Origin of the sequence: Porphyromonas macacae DSM 20710 = JCM 13914, from assembly GCF_000379945.1 — a bacterium.
GTDB classification, from domain to species: Bacteria; Bacteroidota; Bacteroidia; order Bacteroidales; family Porphyromonadaceae; genus Porphyromonas; species Porphyromonas macacae.
Genome location: NZ_KB904124.1, coordinates 39,823 through 55,072 on the forward strand (window position 1 = coordinate 39,823; position 15,250 = coordinate 55,072).

Annotated in this window: 18 protein-coding genes; 14 read left to right on the top strand and 4 right to left on the bottom strand. The window is 47.4% G+C overall.

The features are described from left to right. The first annotated feature begins 150 nt into the window (after positions 1-150). From A3GI_RS0100175 to ybeY, 11 genes are all read left to right on the top strand, one after another. Positions 151-390 carry an acyl carrier protein gene (locus A3GI_RS0100175; RefSeq protein WP_018359448.1) on the top strand — a complete coding sequence of 80 codons (240 nt, stop codon included), beginning with the start codon at positions 151-153 and terminating at the stop codon, positions 388-390. 11 nt (positions 391-401) lie between these two features. After that, on the top strand, positions 402-1,658 hold the full coding sequence (gene fabF, locus A3GI_RS0100180) for a beta-ketoacyl-ACP synthase II (protein WP_018359449.1): 1,257 nt from the start codon (positions 402-404) through the stop codon (positions 1,656-1,658). Positions 1,659-1,692: 34 nt separating this feature from the next. After that, positions 1,693-2,460 (top strand): ribonuclease III, encoded by a 768-nt coding sequence (gene rnc / locus A3GI_RS0100185; RefSeq protein ID WP_018359450.1) that lies wholly within the window; start codon positions 1,693-1,695, stop codon positions 2,458-2,460. Positions 2,461-2,564: 104 nt separating this feature from the next. Beyond that, positions 2,565-3,095: a pyridoxamine 5'-phosphate oxidase family protein gene (locus tag A3GI_RS0100190; protein WP_018359451.1), complete on the top strand. Its 531-nt coding sequence runs from the start codon at positions 2,565-2,567 to the stop codon at positions 3,093-3,095. Between the two features lie 96 nt (positions 3,096-3,191). Then, entirely contained in the window at positions 3,192-4,268 is a 1,077-nt protein-coding gene (gene mltG / locus A3GI_RS0100195; RefSeq protein WP_018359452.1) for an endolytic transglycosylase MltG, read from the top strand. Further along, positions 4,265-5,017 (top strand): tRNA threonylcarbamoyladenosine dehydratase, encoded by a 753-nt coding sequence (locus A3GI_RS0100200; protein ID WP_018359453.1) that lies wholly within the window; start codon positions 4,265-4,267, stop codon positions 5,015-5,017. Before mltG ends, A3GI_RS0100200 begins: the two co-directional genes overlap by 4 nt. A gap of 6 nt (positions 5,018-5,023) precedes the next feature. Then, positions 5,024-5,725 (top strand): ABC transporter ATP-binding protein, encoded by a 702-nt coding sequence (locus A3GI_RS0100205; protein WP_018359454.1) that lies wholly within the window; start codon positions 5,024-5,026, stop codon positions 5,723-5,725. Positions 5,726-5,748: 23 nt separating this feature from the next. Further along, positions 5,749-6,477 (top strand): ComEA family DNA-binding protein, encoded by a 729-nt coding sequence (locus tag A3GI_RS0100210; protein ID WP_018359455.1) that lies wholly within the window; start codon positions 5,749-5,751, stop codon positions 6,475-6,477. Continuing rightward, positions 6,474-7,112: an L-threonylcarbamoyladenylate synthase gene (locus tag A3GI_RS0100215; protein ID WP_018359456.1), complete on the top strand. Its 639-nt coding sequence runs from the start codon at positions 6,474-6,476 to the stop codon at positions 7,110-7,112. The genes A3GI_RS0100210 and A3GI_RS0100215 overlap by 4 nt, the downstream gene beginning before the upstream one ends. A gap of 45 nt (positions 7,113-7,157) precedes the next feature. Beyond that, positions 7,158-8,393 carry a nucleoside recognition domain-containing protein gene (locus tag A3GI_RS0100220; RefSeq protein WP_018359457.1) on the top strand — a complete coding sequence of 412 codons (1,236 nt, stop codon included), beginning with the start codon at positions 7,158-7,160 and terminating at the stop codon, positions 8,391-8,393. A 97-nt stretch (positions 8,394-8,490) separates the two neighbouring features. Continuing rightward, the gene (ybeY, locus tag A3GI_RS0100225) at positions 8,491-8,940 is read left to right on the top strand and encodes an rRNA maturation RNase YbeY (RefSeq protein WP_018359458.1); all 450 of its coding nucleotides are present in this window, start codon (positions 8,491-8,493) and stop codon (positions 8,938-8,940) included. Positions 8,941-8,987: 47 nt separating this feature from the next. Here ybeY and A3GI_RS0100230 read toward each other — a convergent pair whose 3' ends face one another. After that, positions 8,988-9,350 (bottom strand): hypothetical protein, encoded by a 363-nt coding sequence (locus tag A3GI_RS0100230; RefSeq protein WP_018359459.1) that lies wholly within the window; start codon positions 9,348-9,350, stop codon positions 8,988-8,990. A gap of 226 nt (positions 9,351-9,576) precedes the next feature. On the opposite strand from A3GI_RS0100230, the gene A3GI_RS0100235 reads away from it, so the two are divergent. From A3GI_RS0100235 to A3GI_RS0100245, 3 genes are all read left to right on the top strand, one after another. Beyond that, complete coding sequence (locus tag A3GI_RS0100235) at positions 9,577-9,846, top strand: co-chaperone GroES (RefSeq protein ID WP_018359460.1); 270 nt, start codon at positions 9,577-9,579, stop codon at positions 9,844-9,846. Positions 9,847-9,891: 45 nt separating this feature from the next. Then, complete coding sequence (gene groL, locus A3GI_RS0100240; RefSeq protein WP_018359461.1) at positions 9,892-11,541, top strand: chaperonin GroEL; 1,650 nt, start codon at positions 9,892-9,894, stop codon at positions 11,539-11,541. A 265-nt stretch (positions 11,542-11,806) separates the two neighbouring features. Continuing rightward, positions 11,807-12,385, top strand: a complete 579-nt coding sequence (locus A3GI_RS0100245; RefSeq protein ID WP_018359463.1) for a sugar O-acetyltransferase — start codon at positions 11,807-11,809, stop codon at positions 12,383-12,385. A gap of 316 nt (positions 12,386-12,701) precedes the next feature. On the opposite strand, the gene A3GI_RS0100255 is transcribed toward A3GI_RS0100245, so the two are convergent. The 3 genes from A3GI_RS0100255 to A3GI_RS0100265 all read right to left on the bottom strand — a co-directional run bounded on the left by A3GI_RS0100255 (position 12,702) and on the right by A3GI_RS0100265 (position 15,203). Then, positions 12,702-13,517 carry a UDP-2,3-diacylglucosamine diphosphatase gene (locus A3GI_RS0100255; protein ID WP_018359465.1) on the bottom strand — a complete coding sequence of 272 codons (816 nt, stop codon included), beginning with the start codon at positions 13,515-13,517 and terminating at the stop codon, positions 12,702-12,704. A 14-nt stretch (positions 13,518-13,531) separates the two neighbouring features. Beyond that, positions 13,532-13,849: a metal-sulfur cluster assembly factor gene (locus tag A3GI_RS0100260; RefSeq protein WP_018359466.1), complete on the bottom strand. Its 318-nt coding sequence runs from the start codon at positions 13,847-13,849 to the stop codon at positions 13,532-13,534. A gap of 148 nt (positions 13,850-13,997) precedes the next feature. After that, positions 13,998-15,203: a C1 family peptidase gene (locus tag A3GI_RS0100265; protein WP_026215812.1), complete on the bottom strand. Its 1,206-nt coding sequence runs from the start codon at positions 15,201-15,203 to the stop codon at positions 13,998-14,000. Positions 15,204-15,250 lie beyond the last annotated feature (47 nt).

Sequence of the window (15,250 nt, forward strand, 5' to 3'; positions counted from 1 at the left end):
ACATTTGTGCACAAAGTATCAGTACTTGTGCAATTTTTGAGTTATTCGTTCGTGCTCTTATTATAGATGATATGTGCGAAAAATATAAAAGACTGACGAAAGTAACGATACAAAATTAGTAAAGTATTTACCATTAATAATTAAAGAATTATGGCAGACATCGAATCTAAAGTACGTGACATTATCGTAGAGAAATTGAATCTTGAAGCATCTGAAGTAACTCGCGAAGCTAATTTTTCTAACGATTTGGGTGCCGACAGCTTGGACACTGTAGAGTTGATCATGGATTTTGAAAAAGAATTCGACATGACAATTCCCGATGAAGAAGCTCAAAAGATCGCTACTGTAGGCGATGCTATCGATTATATCGAGCAACACCTTAACAAGTAAATTTTACAAAGATGGAACTTAAAAGAGCTGTAGTAACAGGTCTTGGAGCCATTACTCCACTGGGACTTACCGCCAACGAAACCTGGGAAGCGGTAAAATCCGGAAAAAGTGGTGCCGGCCCTATCACACTCTTTGACGCCTCTAAGTTTAAGACTCAATTTGCGTGCGAAGTAAAAGGCTATGATCCCAATAATTATTTCGATCGCAAAGAGTTGCGCAAGTACGACCGATTTGCCCAATTCGCCATGATTGCCGCAGACGAGGCAATCGAGAATTCCGGCGTAGATCTTGAGAAAATCAATAAGAACAGGGTAGGAGTAATCATTGCGGCCGGTATCGGCGGTTTGAATACTTTTGAAGAGGAAGTCATGGGCTATAGCGATGAGCGCGGTCCGCGCTTCAATCCTTTCTTTATTCCCAAGATGATTTCGGATATAGCTGCCGGTCAGGTATCTATAAAGTACAATTTCCATGGTCCCAACTATTCCACTGCGTCGGCTTGTGCCAGCAGTACCAATGCGCTGATCGATGCGCTGATGCTCATTCGTTTGGGCAAGGCGGATATGATATTGGCCGGAGGTTCTGAGGCTGCCGTTTGCCGTGCCGGTGTGGGCGGTTTCAGCATGATGAAAGCGCTCTCTACCCGTAACGAAGAGCCCGAAAAGGCTTCCCGCCCGTTCAGCGGCAGCCGTGACGGTTTCGTTATCGGCGAAGGTTCGTGCGTGATGGTGGTGGAAGAGATGGAGCATGCTATAGCGCGCGGTGCACATATTTACGGCGAATTGATAGGTATGGGCTTATCGGCCGATGCTTATCACCTGACGGCCAGTCACCCCGAAGGTTTGGGTGCCAAGCTCGTTATGTGCAATGCCATAGAGGATGCCGGATTGAAACCGGAAGATATTGATTACATCAATGTGCATGGTACGTCTACGCCTGTAGGCGACGTGTCTGAAGTTTGTGCTATCAGAGACGTATTCGGTGATCATGCCTACAAGCTCAATATCAGCTCCACAAAGTCTATGACGGGTCACCTTTTGGGTGCTGCCGGAGCTTTGGAAGCCATGATTTCACTCCGTGCGGTAGAAGAGGATATCGTACCTCCTACCATAAACCATGAAGAGGATGACAAAGATCCTGAAATAGATTACAATCTTAATTTCACCTTTAATCAGGCGCAAAAACGGACGGTCGATGTGGCTCTGTCCAATACGTTCGGTTTTGGCGGTCACAATGCAAGCGTTATTTTCAGCAAATTCAAGAAATAACGTTCAGGTATCCACTTATAGAGATTGCATATCTATGTTTATAGATCCTACTAAAATAAGGAGGCTCCTCGGTAGGAAAACCGACGAGCCTCTTTTTTATCTGACCCAGGTTTTGGGTTTCAAACCCCGTAATTTGAAGTATTACAATATCGCTTTCAGGCATGTTTCATGCAGTCTGACGGACGATAAGGGGGTTAAGATCAACAATGAGCGGATGGAGTTTTTGGGAGACTCCGTGCTGTCTGCCGTGGTCAGTTATTATCTTTATTCGCGCCATCCTTCATGGGATGAAGGCCGGATGAGCCAGCGACGCAGTTCGTTGGTCAAACGTGCCGTGAATAATGCTATCTCGCGCGAACTTTGTTTGGATCGCTTTATGATCATCAAGGCCGAAGCGCTCAGTACCAGCAATGACGTTTACGGCAATACTCTGGAAGCACTTATCGGAGCCATTTTTTTGGATAGAGGCTATCATTATGCCGAGCGTTTCATCATCAACCGTATTTTACCGGTTTACAAGGAACTGGAAAAAGAGCTGACCGATGAAACATCGAATTATAAGAGCATACTTCTGGAATGGGTTCAGAAACACCATTATACCATAGAGTTTCGTATGGTGCAGGAGCCGAAACGTAACGGAGCCGAATTTGTTTGTGTCGTTTTTGTCAATGAAGAACGTTTGGGTATGGGGCGCGGCCTGAACAAAAAAGAGGCACATCAGCAAGCCGCCCACGACGCTTTGGAAAACTTGTCCAAAACGGATCCGGAATTCAAAGAAAAACCGGTCGAAGAGGTCGGTTGATTTTTTCCATATCGAATGATACGGGCAGTTCTTTACAAAGATGGAAAGGGCTGCTTTTTTGTTTTTGTCCCTTATCTTTGGAGTAATCGTCAAACGGATTTTATATGGAAATGAGGAGAAAAGACCGTGAAATGCCGGCGACGTTCGGTTTGGAAGTGATCGACCGCAGTTCGTACGGCACACTGGCTGTCTCCGAACCGGACGGTATGCCTTATTGTGTACCTTTAAGCATCGTACGCAAGCAGCAAACACTTTATTTTCACGGAGCACAGAGCGGACATAAAGCCGGATTGTTTGCCTCCGATCCGTCTGTGTGTATTGTTTTTGTCGGCCATGCGCAGGTTCCGGATATATACAGCGAAGAAGAATTGGCCGGTTTTCATGAATATCCCGAAAAAGCCGGCGCACTCATCAGCAAAGTTTTCACCACCGAGTTTGAGAGCACCATGGTGCGCGGTAAGGTACGCAGGGTAACCGACCGGGAAGAACAGATCGAAGCCCTTCGATCGATCTGTTTGAAATATACCCCGGATAAGATGCAGCATTTCGACCTGGCAATCCATACAGGATTATCCCGTACGGCTGTCTATGCTGTGGAAATAGAAGAAATCTCCGCCAAACGAAAGAAACTGTAAGAAGCGGCATTCGGAACAGAATGAAACGAATACCGGTCTTATTGATTTCAAGCACATCAGAATGATTAACTTTACAAAGACAAATCGAGATTGCAGATGAAAGAAAAAGATATAAGAAACACGGTAAACAGTACTCACAGGCGAAAAAGAGGTTTGCGTTTGTTGCTGTACATTTTTGTTTTACTGTTTCTGTTTGTGGTAGCCGGCGGTATTTGGTTCTGGATCACTCTGAACAAACCTGTGGGTAAAATATCCGAAACGGAATACGTTTACATTCGTCCCGAAACATCTTTTGACGAACTGAAAAAATCCATCAACGACAAGATCATTCTTCGTCATCCGCGCATATTCAGTCTTCTGGCCAAGCGATTGGAGCTGCCTCTTTACATGAAAACGGGCAGGTATGCCATAGATCCCGATATGACCGTTATGCAGCTGATCAACACGCTGCGCAGCGGCAGACAGGCACCGCTTAAAATCACCATCAACAACATCCGTACACAGGAGCAGCTGGTATCCCGTCTTTCCGAAAAGCTGATGTTCGATTCCGTTCAGCTCGCTACGCTGCTGGCCGATCCCCGTTATTGCGATTCGCTGGGATTCACTACGGAAACGGTTCGGACGCTTTTTATTCCAGATACTTACGAATTCTTTTGGGATGTGACACCTCGCCAGCTGATCTCCACGATGAAGAAATACTACAGTCGCTTCTGGAGTGCGGGGCGTTTGGAGAAGGCACAATCCATCGGCCTTACGCCTCTGGAGATTATTACCATAGCTTCCATTGTGGAAGAAGAGAGCGCCAAACAGGATGAGCACGCACGCATAGCCGGTTTGTATGTGAACCGCCTGAAAAAAGGTATGAAACTTCAGGCCGACCCTACTGTGAAGTATGCTTTGGGCGATTTTACCTTGACGCGTATCCTGCACGAACATTTGCAGACACCTTCGCCCTACAATACCTATTATAATGTGGGACTGCCGCCTGCTCCTATTCGTCTGCCGCAGAAATCGACCATCGATAAAGTACTTGATTACGAACGTCATGAATACCTGTTTATGTGTGCCAAAGAGGATTTTTCGGGTTATCACAATTTTGCCGCCACCTTTGCGCAGCATCGTGTCAATGCCGTTAAGTATCAGCAGGAGCTGAACAGGAGGAAGATAAAATGATAGCCGGTGCCGACATGATCCCTGTACCCGAGTGGTGTATGCGTACGCAGCTTTTGGTGGGTGAGCAAGCGATGCAGCGCCTTATGCACAGTCATATTCTGGTGGCCGGTTTAGGCGGTGTGGGCGGTTATGTAGCAGAGTTGCTCGTTCGTGCCGGTGTCGGTGCCATGACCATTGTGGATGCCGACACGGTACAGCCGTCGAATATCAATCGCCAACTCATAGCTTTGCAGGATAATATGGGTAAGCCGAAGGCCGAACTTTGGGCTGAAAGGCTTCTTCGAATCAATCCGGAGCTTAAACTGACCGTCTTGAATCGTTTTATCGAAGAGGGCAATATGGACGAATTGCTGGGAATGGCACAATACGATTTCGTGGCGGATGCCATCGATTCCGTTGCACCCAAAACAGCATTGCTTGCGGCCTGTCATGCACGTAAACTGCCCGTGGTCAGTGCCATGGGCGCCGGAGCCAAAAGCGACCCCATGGCTATTCGTTGCGACGATATCGGCAAGAGCCATACCTGTACGCTGGCACGTGTGGTACGTGCCCGCTTACGTAAGGAAGGCATTAAGAAGGGCATTCCCGTAATATACAGCATAGAGAAACCTAAAACAGAAGCTGTGATGGAAATCGAAGGCGAGCGTAATAAACGCTCCACCGCAGGCACGCTGTCTTATCTGACGGCTCTTTTCGGTTGTCACATGGCGGCTTATATCATACGCACGCTTTGTTCGCTCAATGAATAGGAGAATATGAGTAAAGAGATTATAGCGGTAAGAAATATTCATAAGACCTTCGGCACGCTGGAAGTGCTCAAAGGCATCGATCTGACTGTAAGCCGGGGCGAGATCGTTTCCATTGTCGGAGCCAGCGGGGCCGGTAAAAGCACGCTTCTGCAAATCATGGGTACGCTCGAGCAGCCGGATAAGGGTGGGGAAGTGATTATCGACGGAAGGCCGGTAACGCAGATGAGCCTCTCGGCACAGTGTCAGGTGCGTAATAAACAGATCGGTTTTATTTTTCAGGCACACAGGCTTTTACCCGAATTTACCGCTTTGGAGAATGTTATGATTCCCGCCTTTATTGCCGGTATCGGCCGTCACAAGGCCGGAAATATGGCCAAAGAGCTGCTGGATATGCTGAAACTGGGTGACCGTCTCTACCATAAACCGGCCGAACTGAGCGGGGGAGAGTGCCAGCGGGTGGCCGTAGCCAGAGCATTGATCAATCAGCCGGCCGTGGTGCTGGCCGATGAACCCAGCGGTAGTCTGGATACTGCCAATAAAGCCGAATTGCATAATCTTTTCTTTGAGCTGCGCGATAGTCTGGGGCAAACGTTCGTTATCGTCACCCACGATGAAACATTGGCTGCCGGTACGGATCGTAAAGTACGTATGCGGGACGGTCTTATCGAACAGAATACTCTTAGGGAAGGTGAGAGGCCGGTATTTTAGGCGTATGGCCGGGAGGTAAGATTATGCGGGAAAACTGGTTTACAATAGGCAGAAGCGAGCGTTTGGTACTTCTTTTGATTACCCTTTTGCTGGTTTCTCTCTGCTTTATGTTGCTTATGCCGTCCGGAAAAACAGGAACGGCAGGCCTCATGGCAGCCCCGACCGATACGCTTACAGACTTTCAAAAGAATTTGAAACCGGTGGCTGTTACCCCGGAGAAGCATCCCGAACTGCACACAAAACAGCGGAAAGATACCATAATCACCGATGAACACTATGTGGGTCCTCCTGTACATCTGAAAACTTCTTCCGTGCAAAAACTCAAGTCCGGCAGTATGGTGGATATCAATACGGCAGACAGCGCCTTGTTGACTCGTGTGCCGGGTATCGGAGCCGCTTTTGCCCGTCGCATCGTGCGTCTTAGAGAACGTCTGGGAGGCTTTTATACCGTTATGCAGCTGCAAGAGGTTTATGGCATGGATTACGACCGTTATCTTGCCGTTAAACCTTATTTCAGGGTATCCACCGGCCCCGTCCGTTATCCGCTCTGCGAGTTGAATGCCGATGAATTGCCGGAACATCCGTATCTTAGTTGGGCACAGCGCGATGCCATTAAGAAAGTTATCCGTCGCGAAGGCCGTATACGGAGTTGGCAGCGGCTGATGCGGCTGGATGAATTTACCCGGGAAGACAGCATCAGGCTGTCGCCCTATTTTACAGAAATCCCCAAAGACACGATACACAGGTTATGAACGGAGAACTCATTAAACTTTATGCCGACAGCCCCAATTACAGAGAAGTTATGCGCGTTGTCGACGCTCTGAGAGACGGCGAAGTCATCATCTTTCCCACCGGCACGGGCTATGCTTACGGCTGCGATGCCATGCAGCAGCGGTCGGTGGAGCAGATATGCCGGCTCAAAAACATAGACATCAAAAGAAAGTCGCTGGCCGTACTCTTTGAAAATATGAGCGATGTTTCGTCTTATTGCAAGATCAATAACGATACGTTTAAGTTCATCAAGAAACACCACGAAGGTTTCTTCACTTATATCCTGCCGGCTGCAAGCACACTGCCCAAAGCCTTTAAGAACCGCAAGGAAGTGGGTGCCCGTCTGGCTTTTCATCCTGTGGCTAAACTGATTATCAACGAGTTGGGTACGCCGCTCATGACCAGTTCCCTGCCCAAAGATGAGGAAAACCCCGAATATGCCAGCGACCCCGAACTCATTCAGGAGCGTTACGGGCATCAGGTCAATTTCATTGTCGATGGCGGCATTGCGGAGTATGCCCCGTCCACCGTTCTGGATTGTACGGCTGTTCCTTTCAAGGTTTTACGCATGGGTTCCGGTGTCATTACGGATCACGAAGATTTGATTGTTTACTGATTTATCCGCGTAAAATAAGAGTGATGTAGCAGAATTTTTTCGCCTATGGTGCTCAATTACATTTTTATATCGTTCTTTTTGATTGCTCTCGTTATGGGAGTCGTCGATTTGTTGCTCACCGGGCAGTTATCCGTGTTCGAGGCCATCGTGCAGAGTACTTTCGACCAGGCGAAGAACGGCTTTGAAATTTCGCTTTATCTTACCGGTGTACTCTGTTTATGGCTCGGTTTTATGCGTATTGCCGAGCGTAGCGGGCTCATGGGGCGTATTGCCGGCTGGTCTTCGCCCGTGCTCAGCCGTCTGTTTCCCTCTGTACCCAGGGATCATCCGGCTCTCGGAAATATCTTCATGAATTTTGCTGCAAACATTCTGGGGCTCGATAATGCAGCTACGCCGCTCGGCATCAAGACGATGGAGAGCCTTCAGGAGTTGAATGCACAGAAAGAGAGGGCTACCGATGCCATGATTATGTTTTTGGCCATCAATGCCAGCGGGCTGACCATTATTCCCACAAGTATCATCGCTTACCGCATGCAGGCCGGAGCCGCCAATCCTGCGGATATTTTTCTGCCCATCCTGATCGCTACCGCTGTGTCTACTTTGGTGGCTGTGCTCTGTATCGGTTTCAAGCAGCGCATAAACTTCTTACAGCGTCCCCTGCTGCTCTTTATTCTCAGTTTTGTGGCTCTTATCGGCATCGTCGTTTGGGGAGCCCGTGCACTGCCTCCGCATCTGTTCAGAAGCCTCAGTACCGGCGTCTCGGCTGTTATTCTTTTCAGTATCATGTGTCTCTTTATCGTTAGCGGTATGCGAGCGCGCATCAATGTCTACGATGCTTTTATAGACGGAGCCAAGGAAGGTTTTACCACAGCCATTACCATTGTTCCTTACCTGATTGCCATTTTGGTCGGTATTGGCGTTTTCCGGGCTTGCGGAGCCATGGATTTGCTTATCGAAGGTCTGCGTAAAGGCATATCCTTGTTCGGGGTGGACACGCAGTTTGTGGAGGCCTTGCCTACCATGCTTATGAAACCGCTCAGCGGCAGCGGAGCACGCGGACTGATGGTGGATGCCATGCAGACTTACGGTGCCGACAGCTTTGTGGGCAGAATGTGCTGTACCGTGCAGGGCGCTACGGATACCACGCTCTATGTGGTGGCTCTTTATTTTGGCGCAGTAAAAGTACGTGACAGCCGCTATACCGTCAGTTACTCCCTTTTGGCCGATTTGGCCGGTGCCGTGACAGCCGTTTTCGTTACTTATCTCTTTTTCGCCAATTGACATTCCGGCTGAAAAAGAAGCTGTTTTCTTAAAATTATAGCAATAAATCAAAGAAAAAATTAACTTTGAGGTCATTACCAAATATTTGTAACACAAGATGATTGCATTTTATGCTGATGATGTAGATTTGCCCCGATTACGCAAGCGCACGGTACGTCGATGGATCGAAGACGTGGCGGAGCGCTATCAGAAAGAAGTCGGGGATATATGCTACCAGTTTGTCAATGATGACCGGATACTCCAGACCAATCAGGATTTTCTCGATCATGACTATTATACGGACATTATTACTTTCGACGAAACCAAAGACAATGTAATTGCGGGCGATATCATGATCAGTGTGGACACTGTCCGCTCTAATGCCGACCAGTACGATTTGAACTATGATGAGGAGTTGCACCGTGTGATTATACACGGCATCCTGCATCTCTGCGGTCTGAAAGATGAGACCGACGAAGACGAAGCGGTGATGCACCGTGCCGAAGACGAAGCGCTGGCCATGCTGCGCGAAGAGGTGGGTGAGGATGAGTCTTTGCTCGATGAGTAGACGAAAGACCATATCGCTTTAATAGAAACAAACGACACTCCCCGTATTCAAGGAAAATCCTGAATGCGGGGAGTGCCGTTATGAGATAATGCTTGGTTGTGACTCTTTTCAATACCATTCGGAGAACAGGGTCTGTTACAGGATATTCGAACGACTGGCAACCGCCTTCTTTCCGGTGCCGGAAAAACGTTGCCTGAAGGCTCGAAATTCTTGTTAAGGAAAATAAAAATCCAAGTTAACTTCGTTGAAAATCCGTCAGGCAAAGAATAAAAATTCATTGCGTTAAGAATTTTCAATGCCAAAATTGCAACTTTTTCGCCTCTATCGGCATCTCTTTCTTTCTTACGGATATTGGTTTTTAGCCATTCATTTTCGGATGCTTCTTTTGAAATTTGAAAAGGATTATTCATACGCCAAAATGGCACATTCGGAAAATAAACATCGACGAAAAAAAATCACACGAATATTTTTTTGACAACTTGTCAGTAGACTGTTGCTCTCGGTTCTGTTTTTAACCAATGGCACAACTCTTGCACTTCGTTTTCAGAGCAACGGAGGATTTACCGGGCGAAACTCGATTTTTCCGAAACTCTTTTGTTTAGCAACAAACAATTAACAAATAAAATTTAACTCGTTATGAACATTAAACCGTTGGCAGACCGCGTGCTCATTAAGCCGGCTCTTGCAGAAGAAAAAACCGTAAGCGGTATCATTATTCCGGATTCAGCAAAGGAAAAACCGCTCAAAGGAACCGTTATTGCCGTAGGCAACGGAACGAAAGATGAAGAGATGGTGGTTAAATGTGATGACACCGTTCTTTATGGCAAATATGCCGGCACCGAAATCGAACTCGAAGGTGAAAAATACTTGATTATGCGTCAAAGCGACATTCTCGCTATTATTTAAGAATGACAATTATATATAAGCAATAAAGATATAAGCAATAAAGACATGGCTAAAGAAATTAAATTCAATATCGAAGCCCGCGACCTCCTCAAAAAAGGCGTGGACGAACTGGCAAATGCCGTTAAAGTGACATTAGGCCCTAAAGGTCGCAACGTTATTTTATCCAAATCGTACGGAGCTCCGCACATTACCAAAGACGGTGTAACCGTAGCAAAAGAAATCGAACTGGAGTGCCCCTATCAGAACATGGGCGCACAGCTGGTTAAAGAGGTGGCTTCCAAAACGAACGATGATGCCGGTGACGGTACGACTACGGCTACCATTCTGGCTCAAAGCATCATTGGTGTAGGTTTGAAAAACGTAACGGCAGGAGCCAACCCCATGGACTTGAAACGTGGTATCGATAAGGCTGTGGAAGCTGTGGTTAAAAGTATCAAACAACAGTCTCAGGCTGTTGGCGACGACCTCGGCAAAATAGAGCACGTAGCCAAAATTTCCGCAAATGGCGACGAGAATATCGGTAAACTGATTGCCGAAGCAATGCGCAAGGTGAAAAAAGAAGGGGTAATCACCGTAGAAGAAGCCAAGGGAACCGAAACAACGGTAGACGTTGTGGAGGGTATGCAGTTCGATCGCGGTTACATTTCTCCTTACTTCGTAACCAATACGGAGAAGATGGAAGCGCAACTCGAAAATCCTTATATCCTGATTTACGACAAGAAGATTTCCGTACTCAAAGATATGCTTCAAATACTGGAGCAGGTAGTACAGACAGGACGCCCTATGCTGATCGTTGCAGAGGATATCGACAGCGAGGCTCTGGCTACGCTCGTGGTGAACCGTCTGCGCGGCAGTCTCAAGATTTGTGCCGTTAAGGCTCCGGGCTTCGGTGACCGCAGAAAGGCCATGCTGGAAGATATTGCTATCCTGACCGGAGGTACCGTGATCAGTGAAGAAGTAGGATTGAAGCTCGAAAACGCTACAATGGATATGCTGGGTACAGCCGAAAAGGTAACCGTGGACAAGGATAACACGACTATCGTAAACGGAGCCGGCGACAAGAAAGCCATTGAAGATCGCGTGACTCAGATCAAAGCGCAAATAGCCTCTACCACCAGCGACTACGACCGTGAAAAGCTGCAAGAGCGTCTGGCCAAGCTGGCCGGCGGTGTAGCTGTGCTGTACGTGGGTGCTGCCAGTGAAGTGGAGATGAAGGAGAAGAAAGATCGCGTGGACGATGCCCTTAGTGCAACGCGTGCTGCTATCGAAGAAGGCACGGTGCCGGGCGGTGGTACGGCCTATATCCGTGCTATTGAAGCGCTGAACGGTATTAAAGGTGAAACCGAAGATGAGAATACCGGTATCGAAATTATCAAACGTGCCATCGAAGAGCCATTGCGCCAGATCGTTGCCAATGCGGGCAAGGAGGGTGCGGTAGTCGTTCAGAAGGTAAAAGACGGCAAAGAAGACTTCGGTTACAATGCCCGTTCGGATAAATTCGAGAACCTCTATGAATCCGGCGTTATCGACCCGGCCAAGGTTACTCGTGTAGCATTGGAAAATGCCGCTTCTATTGCCGGTATGTTCCTGACTACGGAGTGTGTGGTAGCCGAGAAAAAGAACCCTGAAGCCGAAGCTGCCAAGGCGGCTGCTATGGCAGGAGCCATGGGCGGCGGTATGGGCGGCATGATGTAATTCTGTCGCTGTAAAAAAACAGTATCATAATGGGGTTGTGTCAAAATTTATTTGGCACAGCCCCTTTTAGTATCGTCAGAATGCATAAAGTAAAAGGTGCTGAGAATGAGGCTGAAGAGAGCTGAGGTACCTGACCGAAGGCGAATGTAGCACAACGCTGTATTTTTCGCATGATGACACACTGTGTCCTTGACCGTAATCTTCTCGCTTTCTGCATTATTCCGTACCTTTATAAAATAAACAAAGCCCACGAGAGGAAATCACCATGACGGAAAAAGAAAAGAAAGAAAGCGGACTGTGGTATAACCCGCTGGATAGCGAATTGTATGCCGAGCTTATGCGGGCAAAAAAAATGATGCGCCGCTACAATGCGTTGGAGCCGGACGACAGGGAAGCGATGAGCCGGTTGCTGCACGAGCTTTGCGGTGCCGTGGGCGAGGGTTCGCATATCTTGCAACCGTTTACCTGCGACTACGGATACAATATTTTTATCGGAAAGAATACATTTGGCAATCATAATATAACGATGCTGGACAGTGCGCCTATACGTATAGGAGACAACGTACTGATAGGACCGAATGTAAGTTTTTACTCCGTATCGCACCCGATAGAGGCAGATATGCGCCGTATGGGTGTGGAGCGCGGTCGCCCCATCACTGTGGGGCATGATGTCTGGATTGGCGGAGGATGTACCATACTGCCCGGCGTAACCATCGGAGATCGTGCCATTATCGGTGCAGGCAGCGTGGTTGCTCATGACATACCGGCAGATACCATAGCCAAAGGAAGTCCGGCAGAGGTTACCCGCAAAATTGCCAATACTCCCAAACACCTCGATTACTGAATAAAAAGGCAGAAAAACAAACGGTCTCTGTTCAGACAGGATTTGAAAAAAAGATTTCTGTCGGGAATACTCTTCCCAAGAACAGGTTTTGCTCTTTGCAAACATTTAAAGCATTTGCATATCAAGAAGTTACCTGTGTATGCCGAAATGGAGATTCTTTTATACGATCTCTTTGTCGTATACATGGGAGGGAAGAATCATATACATGAAGAGTTGCTTATGTATATGAAATAAGAAAATTTATAATCCGACAAATAGATTTTGTTTTCTGCGGCTGTGACAAAATTCATCTTTGGCACAGCACCTTGCAGATACGTCAGAATGGGCGGGGCTCCCACTGGTCGAGGAGGAGGTTTTGGCCGTCCCAGACGGCATAACTGTTATAGCGGATCCAGTCGCCAAGGATGATGACTCTCTTATCGCTCCGCATCGCCAGGTCTAAAAACAGATGCCTGTGTCCGAAGATGAAGAATTCGACTTCGGGATGTTGCTCGCTATATCTTTTTGCATAGAGCACGAGCGGCTCTTTCTCCACCTCAAAGTATTCGTTTTTATAAGCATGAGGTATCCGGCCTTCCGTCTGCCGTTTCAGTCCTTGCTTACGGCTATGGAGGCTCCAGCTATGGGCGAAGCCCACCGTCCAGCGCGGATGAATGGCGCTGAACAGAGTTTTGAGAACAGGATTCCGGAAGGCCTTGTAGATAAGATTGTAGGAAAAACTCTCCGTGCGGTACTCTTCGTCTCCATGAGACAGGCGGAAAGTTTTGCCCAGCAATTTTACTTCGCACGCATTGCGGTGGACAATGGCTCCCACCTCTTTTTGCAAATAATCGCGTATCCATATATCGTGATTTCCGGTAAAGAAATGGATCTCCACCCCCGCATCGTTCAGCTCTGCCAGCTTGCCCAGAAAGCGCGTGAAACCGCGTGGCACAACGCTGTGGTATTCATACCAGTAGTCAAACATATCCCCCAACAGATAGAGAGCTATGGCATCCTGTTTGATATGCTCCAGCCAGCGACAGAGGCAGCGCTCCACACCACGCGGATCTTCATGAAAAGCCGAACCCAGATGTGCATCGCTGGTAAAATAGATACGGGTGCGTGCAGGTATTCCGCTGTTTGTTTCCAATTTTGTGTAGAAATTTACAGGAAGCCCAGTTCCAGCTTGGCTTCTTCGCTCATCATATCCTGGTTCCACTCCGGTTCGAAAGTGATATCCACATGGCATTTCTTAATGCCTCGTACGCTTTCGACCTTTATTTTGACGTCTTCGACGATAAAGTCTGCAGCCGGACAGTTCGGCGCCGTCAGGGTCATGGTGATATTCGCTTCGCCGTTTTCGCCGACTTCCACTTTATAAATCAATCCTAAATCGAATATGTTAACGGGAATTTCCGGATCATATACAGTTTTGAGCATCGTAACGATGTCTTCTTCCAACTGCAAAAATTCATTTTCCATATTAAGTCTTCGTTTTCTCTTTGGTAAAGATATTAAAAAAGTAAGGGTTACCTTCCATTCGCACAGAATAAAAGAGGGTGAACCCCTTGGGGCCACCCTCTGCTCTATAATCAATCTGTTTCGTAGATTTATATTTATGGCTCGAAAATTATTTCTTAATACCCATCTTTTTGGCGATAGCAGCCGGTATGGCATCTTTATGCACTACGATATTCATGGTACGTCCGGCCACAAAGTTCCAGGAAGCATACCAGATACCTTTGTAAGCCCCTGTTTCGCCCCATGAGTTTTTCACCATGAAGAACTTCTTACCGGCCTGGTTTTTGGCCAAACCGTATATTTCCATACCGTGGTCGTCGGTCAGTGTCCAGTTGTCATAGCTTTTTTGACGGTATTCTTGTGTCGGATTGATTTCGGGACAGGTCGGAGATTGCACCATGCGGGCGATTTCTGCACGTTTATCCGCATGGCTCAGACCTACCCAGCGAGCCTGATCGGAGCCTTTGGTCTCTATGGTGGCTGCATCCGTCAGTACGCCTACACCATTGCGTGTAAAGCCATCTTCGCTGACATCCGTCCCCCATGCCACGGTGAAGCCTTTGTCGATTGCATTTTCGATTACGGCCATCATCTCTTCGATGGGGATATTATAACTTTTCGCCCAACGCCAGTTGTCTTCGATTTCCAGTACGAACCGGCTGTAGAACGGATGGTGTGTGAAAGAAGTAATAGAGATGTAATCATCGGCATTCAAACCCAGCATATTGGCGAAAGACTTCGGAGTATAGTTTTTGCCTTTATAGGTAAAGTTTTCAGGAATTTTACCCAGATAAGCCTCGATGATGGCACGGTGTGCTGGTTTCCAGGCAGTGCTCAATTTGCCGTTAGGGTTCTTTATGATAGCATTCAGAAACGCTTTGGAACCGCTGTCCAATTCACCGAACATATTTTTGTCCGTACCATAGTTCAGGCCTTGATAAACCTCCTGAGGTACAGCTCCGTAATGCTTCAGCACATAAAGAACGTCATAGAAAGAGCCGCCTTGTGCGTAGTTGATCTGACCGTGCAGGCGTACAAATTTTTCACCTTTATCAAGATAGCTGTGTGCCACGGTAAACATTTCGCTCAGGTCATATTCGCCTTTGCCCATACGAAGCAGTTCACTTTCCAGAAAACTGCCGGCGGAGTAGCTCCAACAGGTTCCGGAATTTGCCTGATTCTTAACAGAAGTAATTTTACACTCCTTAATCACGGTAAACTTGTTGCTTTCGGGTTGCGTTTTTTCTTCGGGTTTTTGTGCTGTCAGGCTCATTGTTCCGAGAGCAACAGCAGCGAATAATAAAAATTTTTTCATATTAAATAGAAAGGATTAATTGAATGAATTCAAGGATAACACACAAA

Coding starts and splice junctions, on each gene's coding strand:
- A3GI_RS0100175 (WP_018359448.1), top strand. CDS start 151: ATGGCAGACATCGAATCTAAAGTACGTGACATTATCGTAGAGAAATTG.
- fabF (WP_018359449.1), top strand. CDS start 402: ATGGAACTTAAAAGAGCTGTAGTAACAGGTCTTGGAGCCATTACTCCA.
- rnc (WP_018359450.1), top strand. CDS start 1,693: ATGTTTATAGATCCTACTAAAATAAGGAGGCTCCTCGGTAGGAAAACC.
- A3GI_RS0100190 (WP_018359451.1), top strand. CDS start 2,565: ATGGAAATGAGGAGAAAAGACCGTGAAATGCCGGCGACGTTCGGTTTG.
- mltG (WP_018359452.1), top strand. CDS start 3,192: ATGAAAGAAAAAGATATAAGAAACACGGTAAACAGTACTCACAGGCGA.
- A3GI_RS0100200 (WP_018359453.1), top strand. CDS start 4,265: ATGATAGCCGGTGCCGACATGATCCCTGTACCCGAGTGGTGTATGCGT.
- A3GI_RS0100205 (WP_018359454.1), top strand. CDS start 5,024: ATGAGTAAAGAGATTATAGCGGTAAGAAATATTCATAAGACCTTCGGC.
- A3GI_RS0100210 (WP_018359455.1), top strand. CDS start 5,749: ATGCGGGAAAACTGGTTTACAATAGGCAGAAGCGAGCGTTTGGTACTT.
- A3GI_RS0100215 (WP_018359456.1), top strand. CDS start 6,474: ATGAACGGAGAACTCATTAAACTTTATGCCGACAGCCCCAATTACAGA.
- A3GI_RS0100220 (WP_018359457.1), top strand. CDS start 7,158: ATGGTGCTCAATTACATTTTTATATCGTTCTTTTTGATTGCTCTCGTT.
- ybeY (WP_018359458.1), top strand. CDS start 8,491: ATGATTGCATTTTATGCTGATGATGTAGATTTGCCCCGATTACGCAAG.
- A3GI_RS0100230 (WP_018359459.1), bottom strand. CDS start 9,350: ATGAATAATCCTTTTCAAATTTCAAAAGAAGCATCCGAAAATGAATGG.
- A3GI_RS0100235 (WP_018359460.1), top strand. CDS start 9,577: ATGAACATTAAACCGTTGGCAGACCGCGTGCTCATTAAGCCGGCTCTT.
- groL (WP_018359461.1), top strand. CDS start 9,892: ATGGCTAAAGAAATTAAATTCAATATCGAAGCCCGCGACCTCCTCAAA.
- A3GI_RS0100245 (WP_018359463.1), top strand. CDS start 11,807: ATGACGGAAAAAGAAAAGAAAGAAAGCGGACTGTGGTATAACCCGCTG.
- A3GI_RS0100260 (WP_018359466.1), bottom strand. CDS start 13,849: ATGGAAAATGAATTTTTGCAGTTGGAAGAAGACATCGTTACGATGCTC.
- A3GI_RS0100265 (WP_026215812.1), bottom strand. CDS start 15,203: ATGAAAAAATTTTTATTATTCGCTGCTGTTGCTCTCGGAACAATGAGC.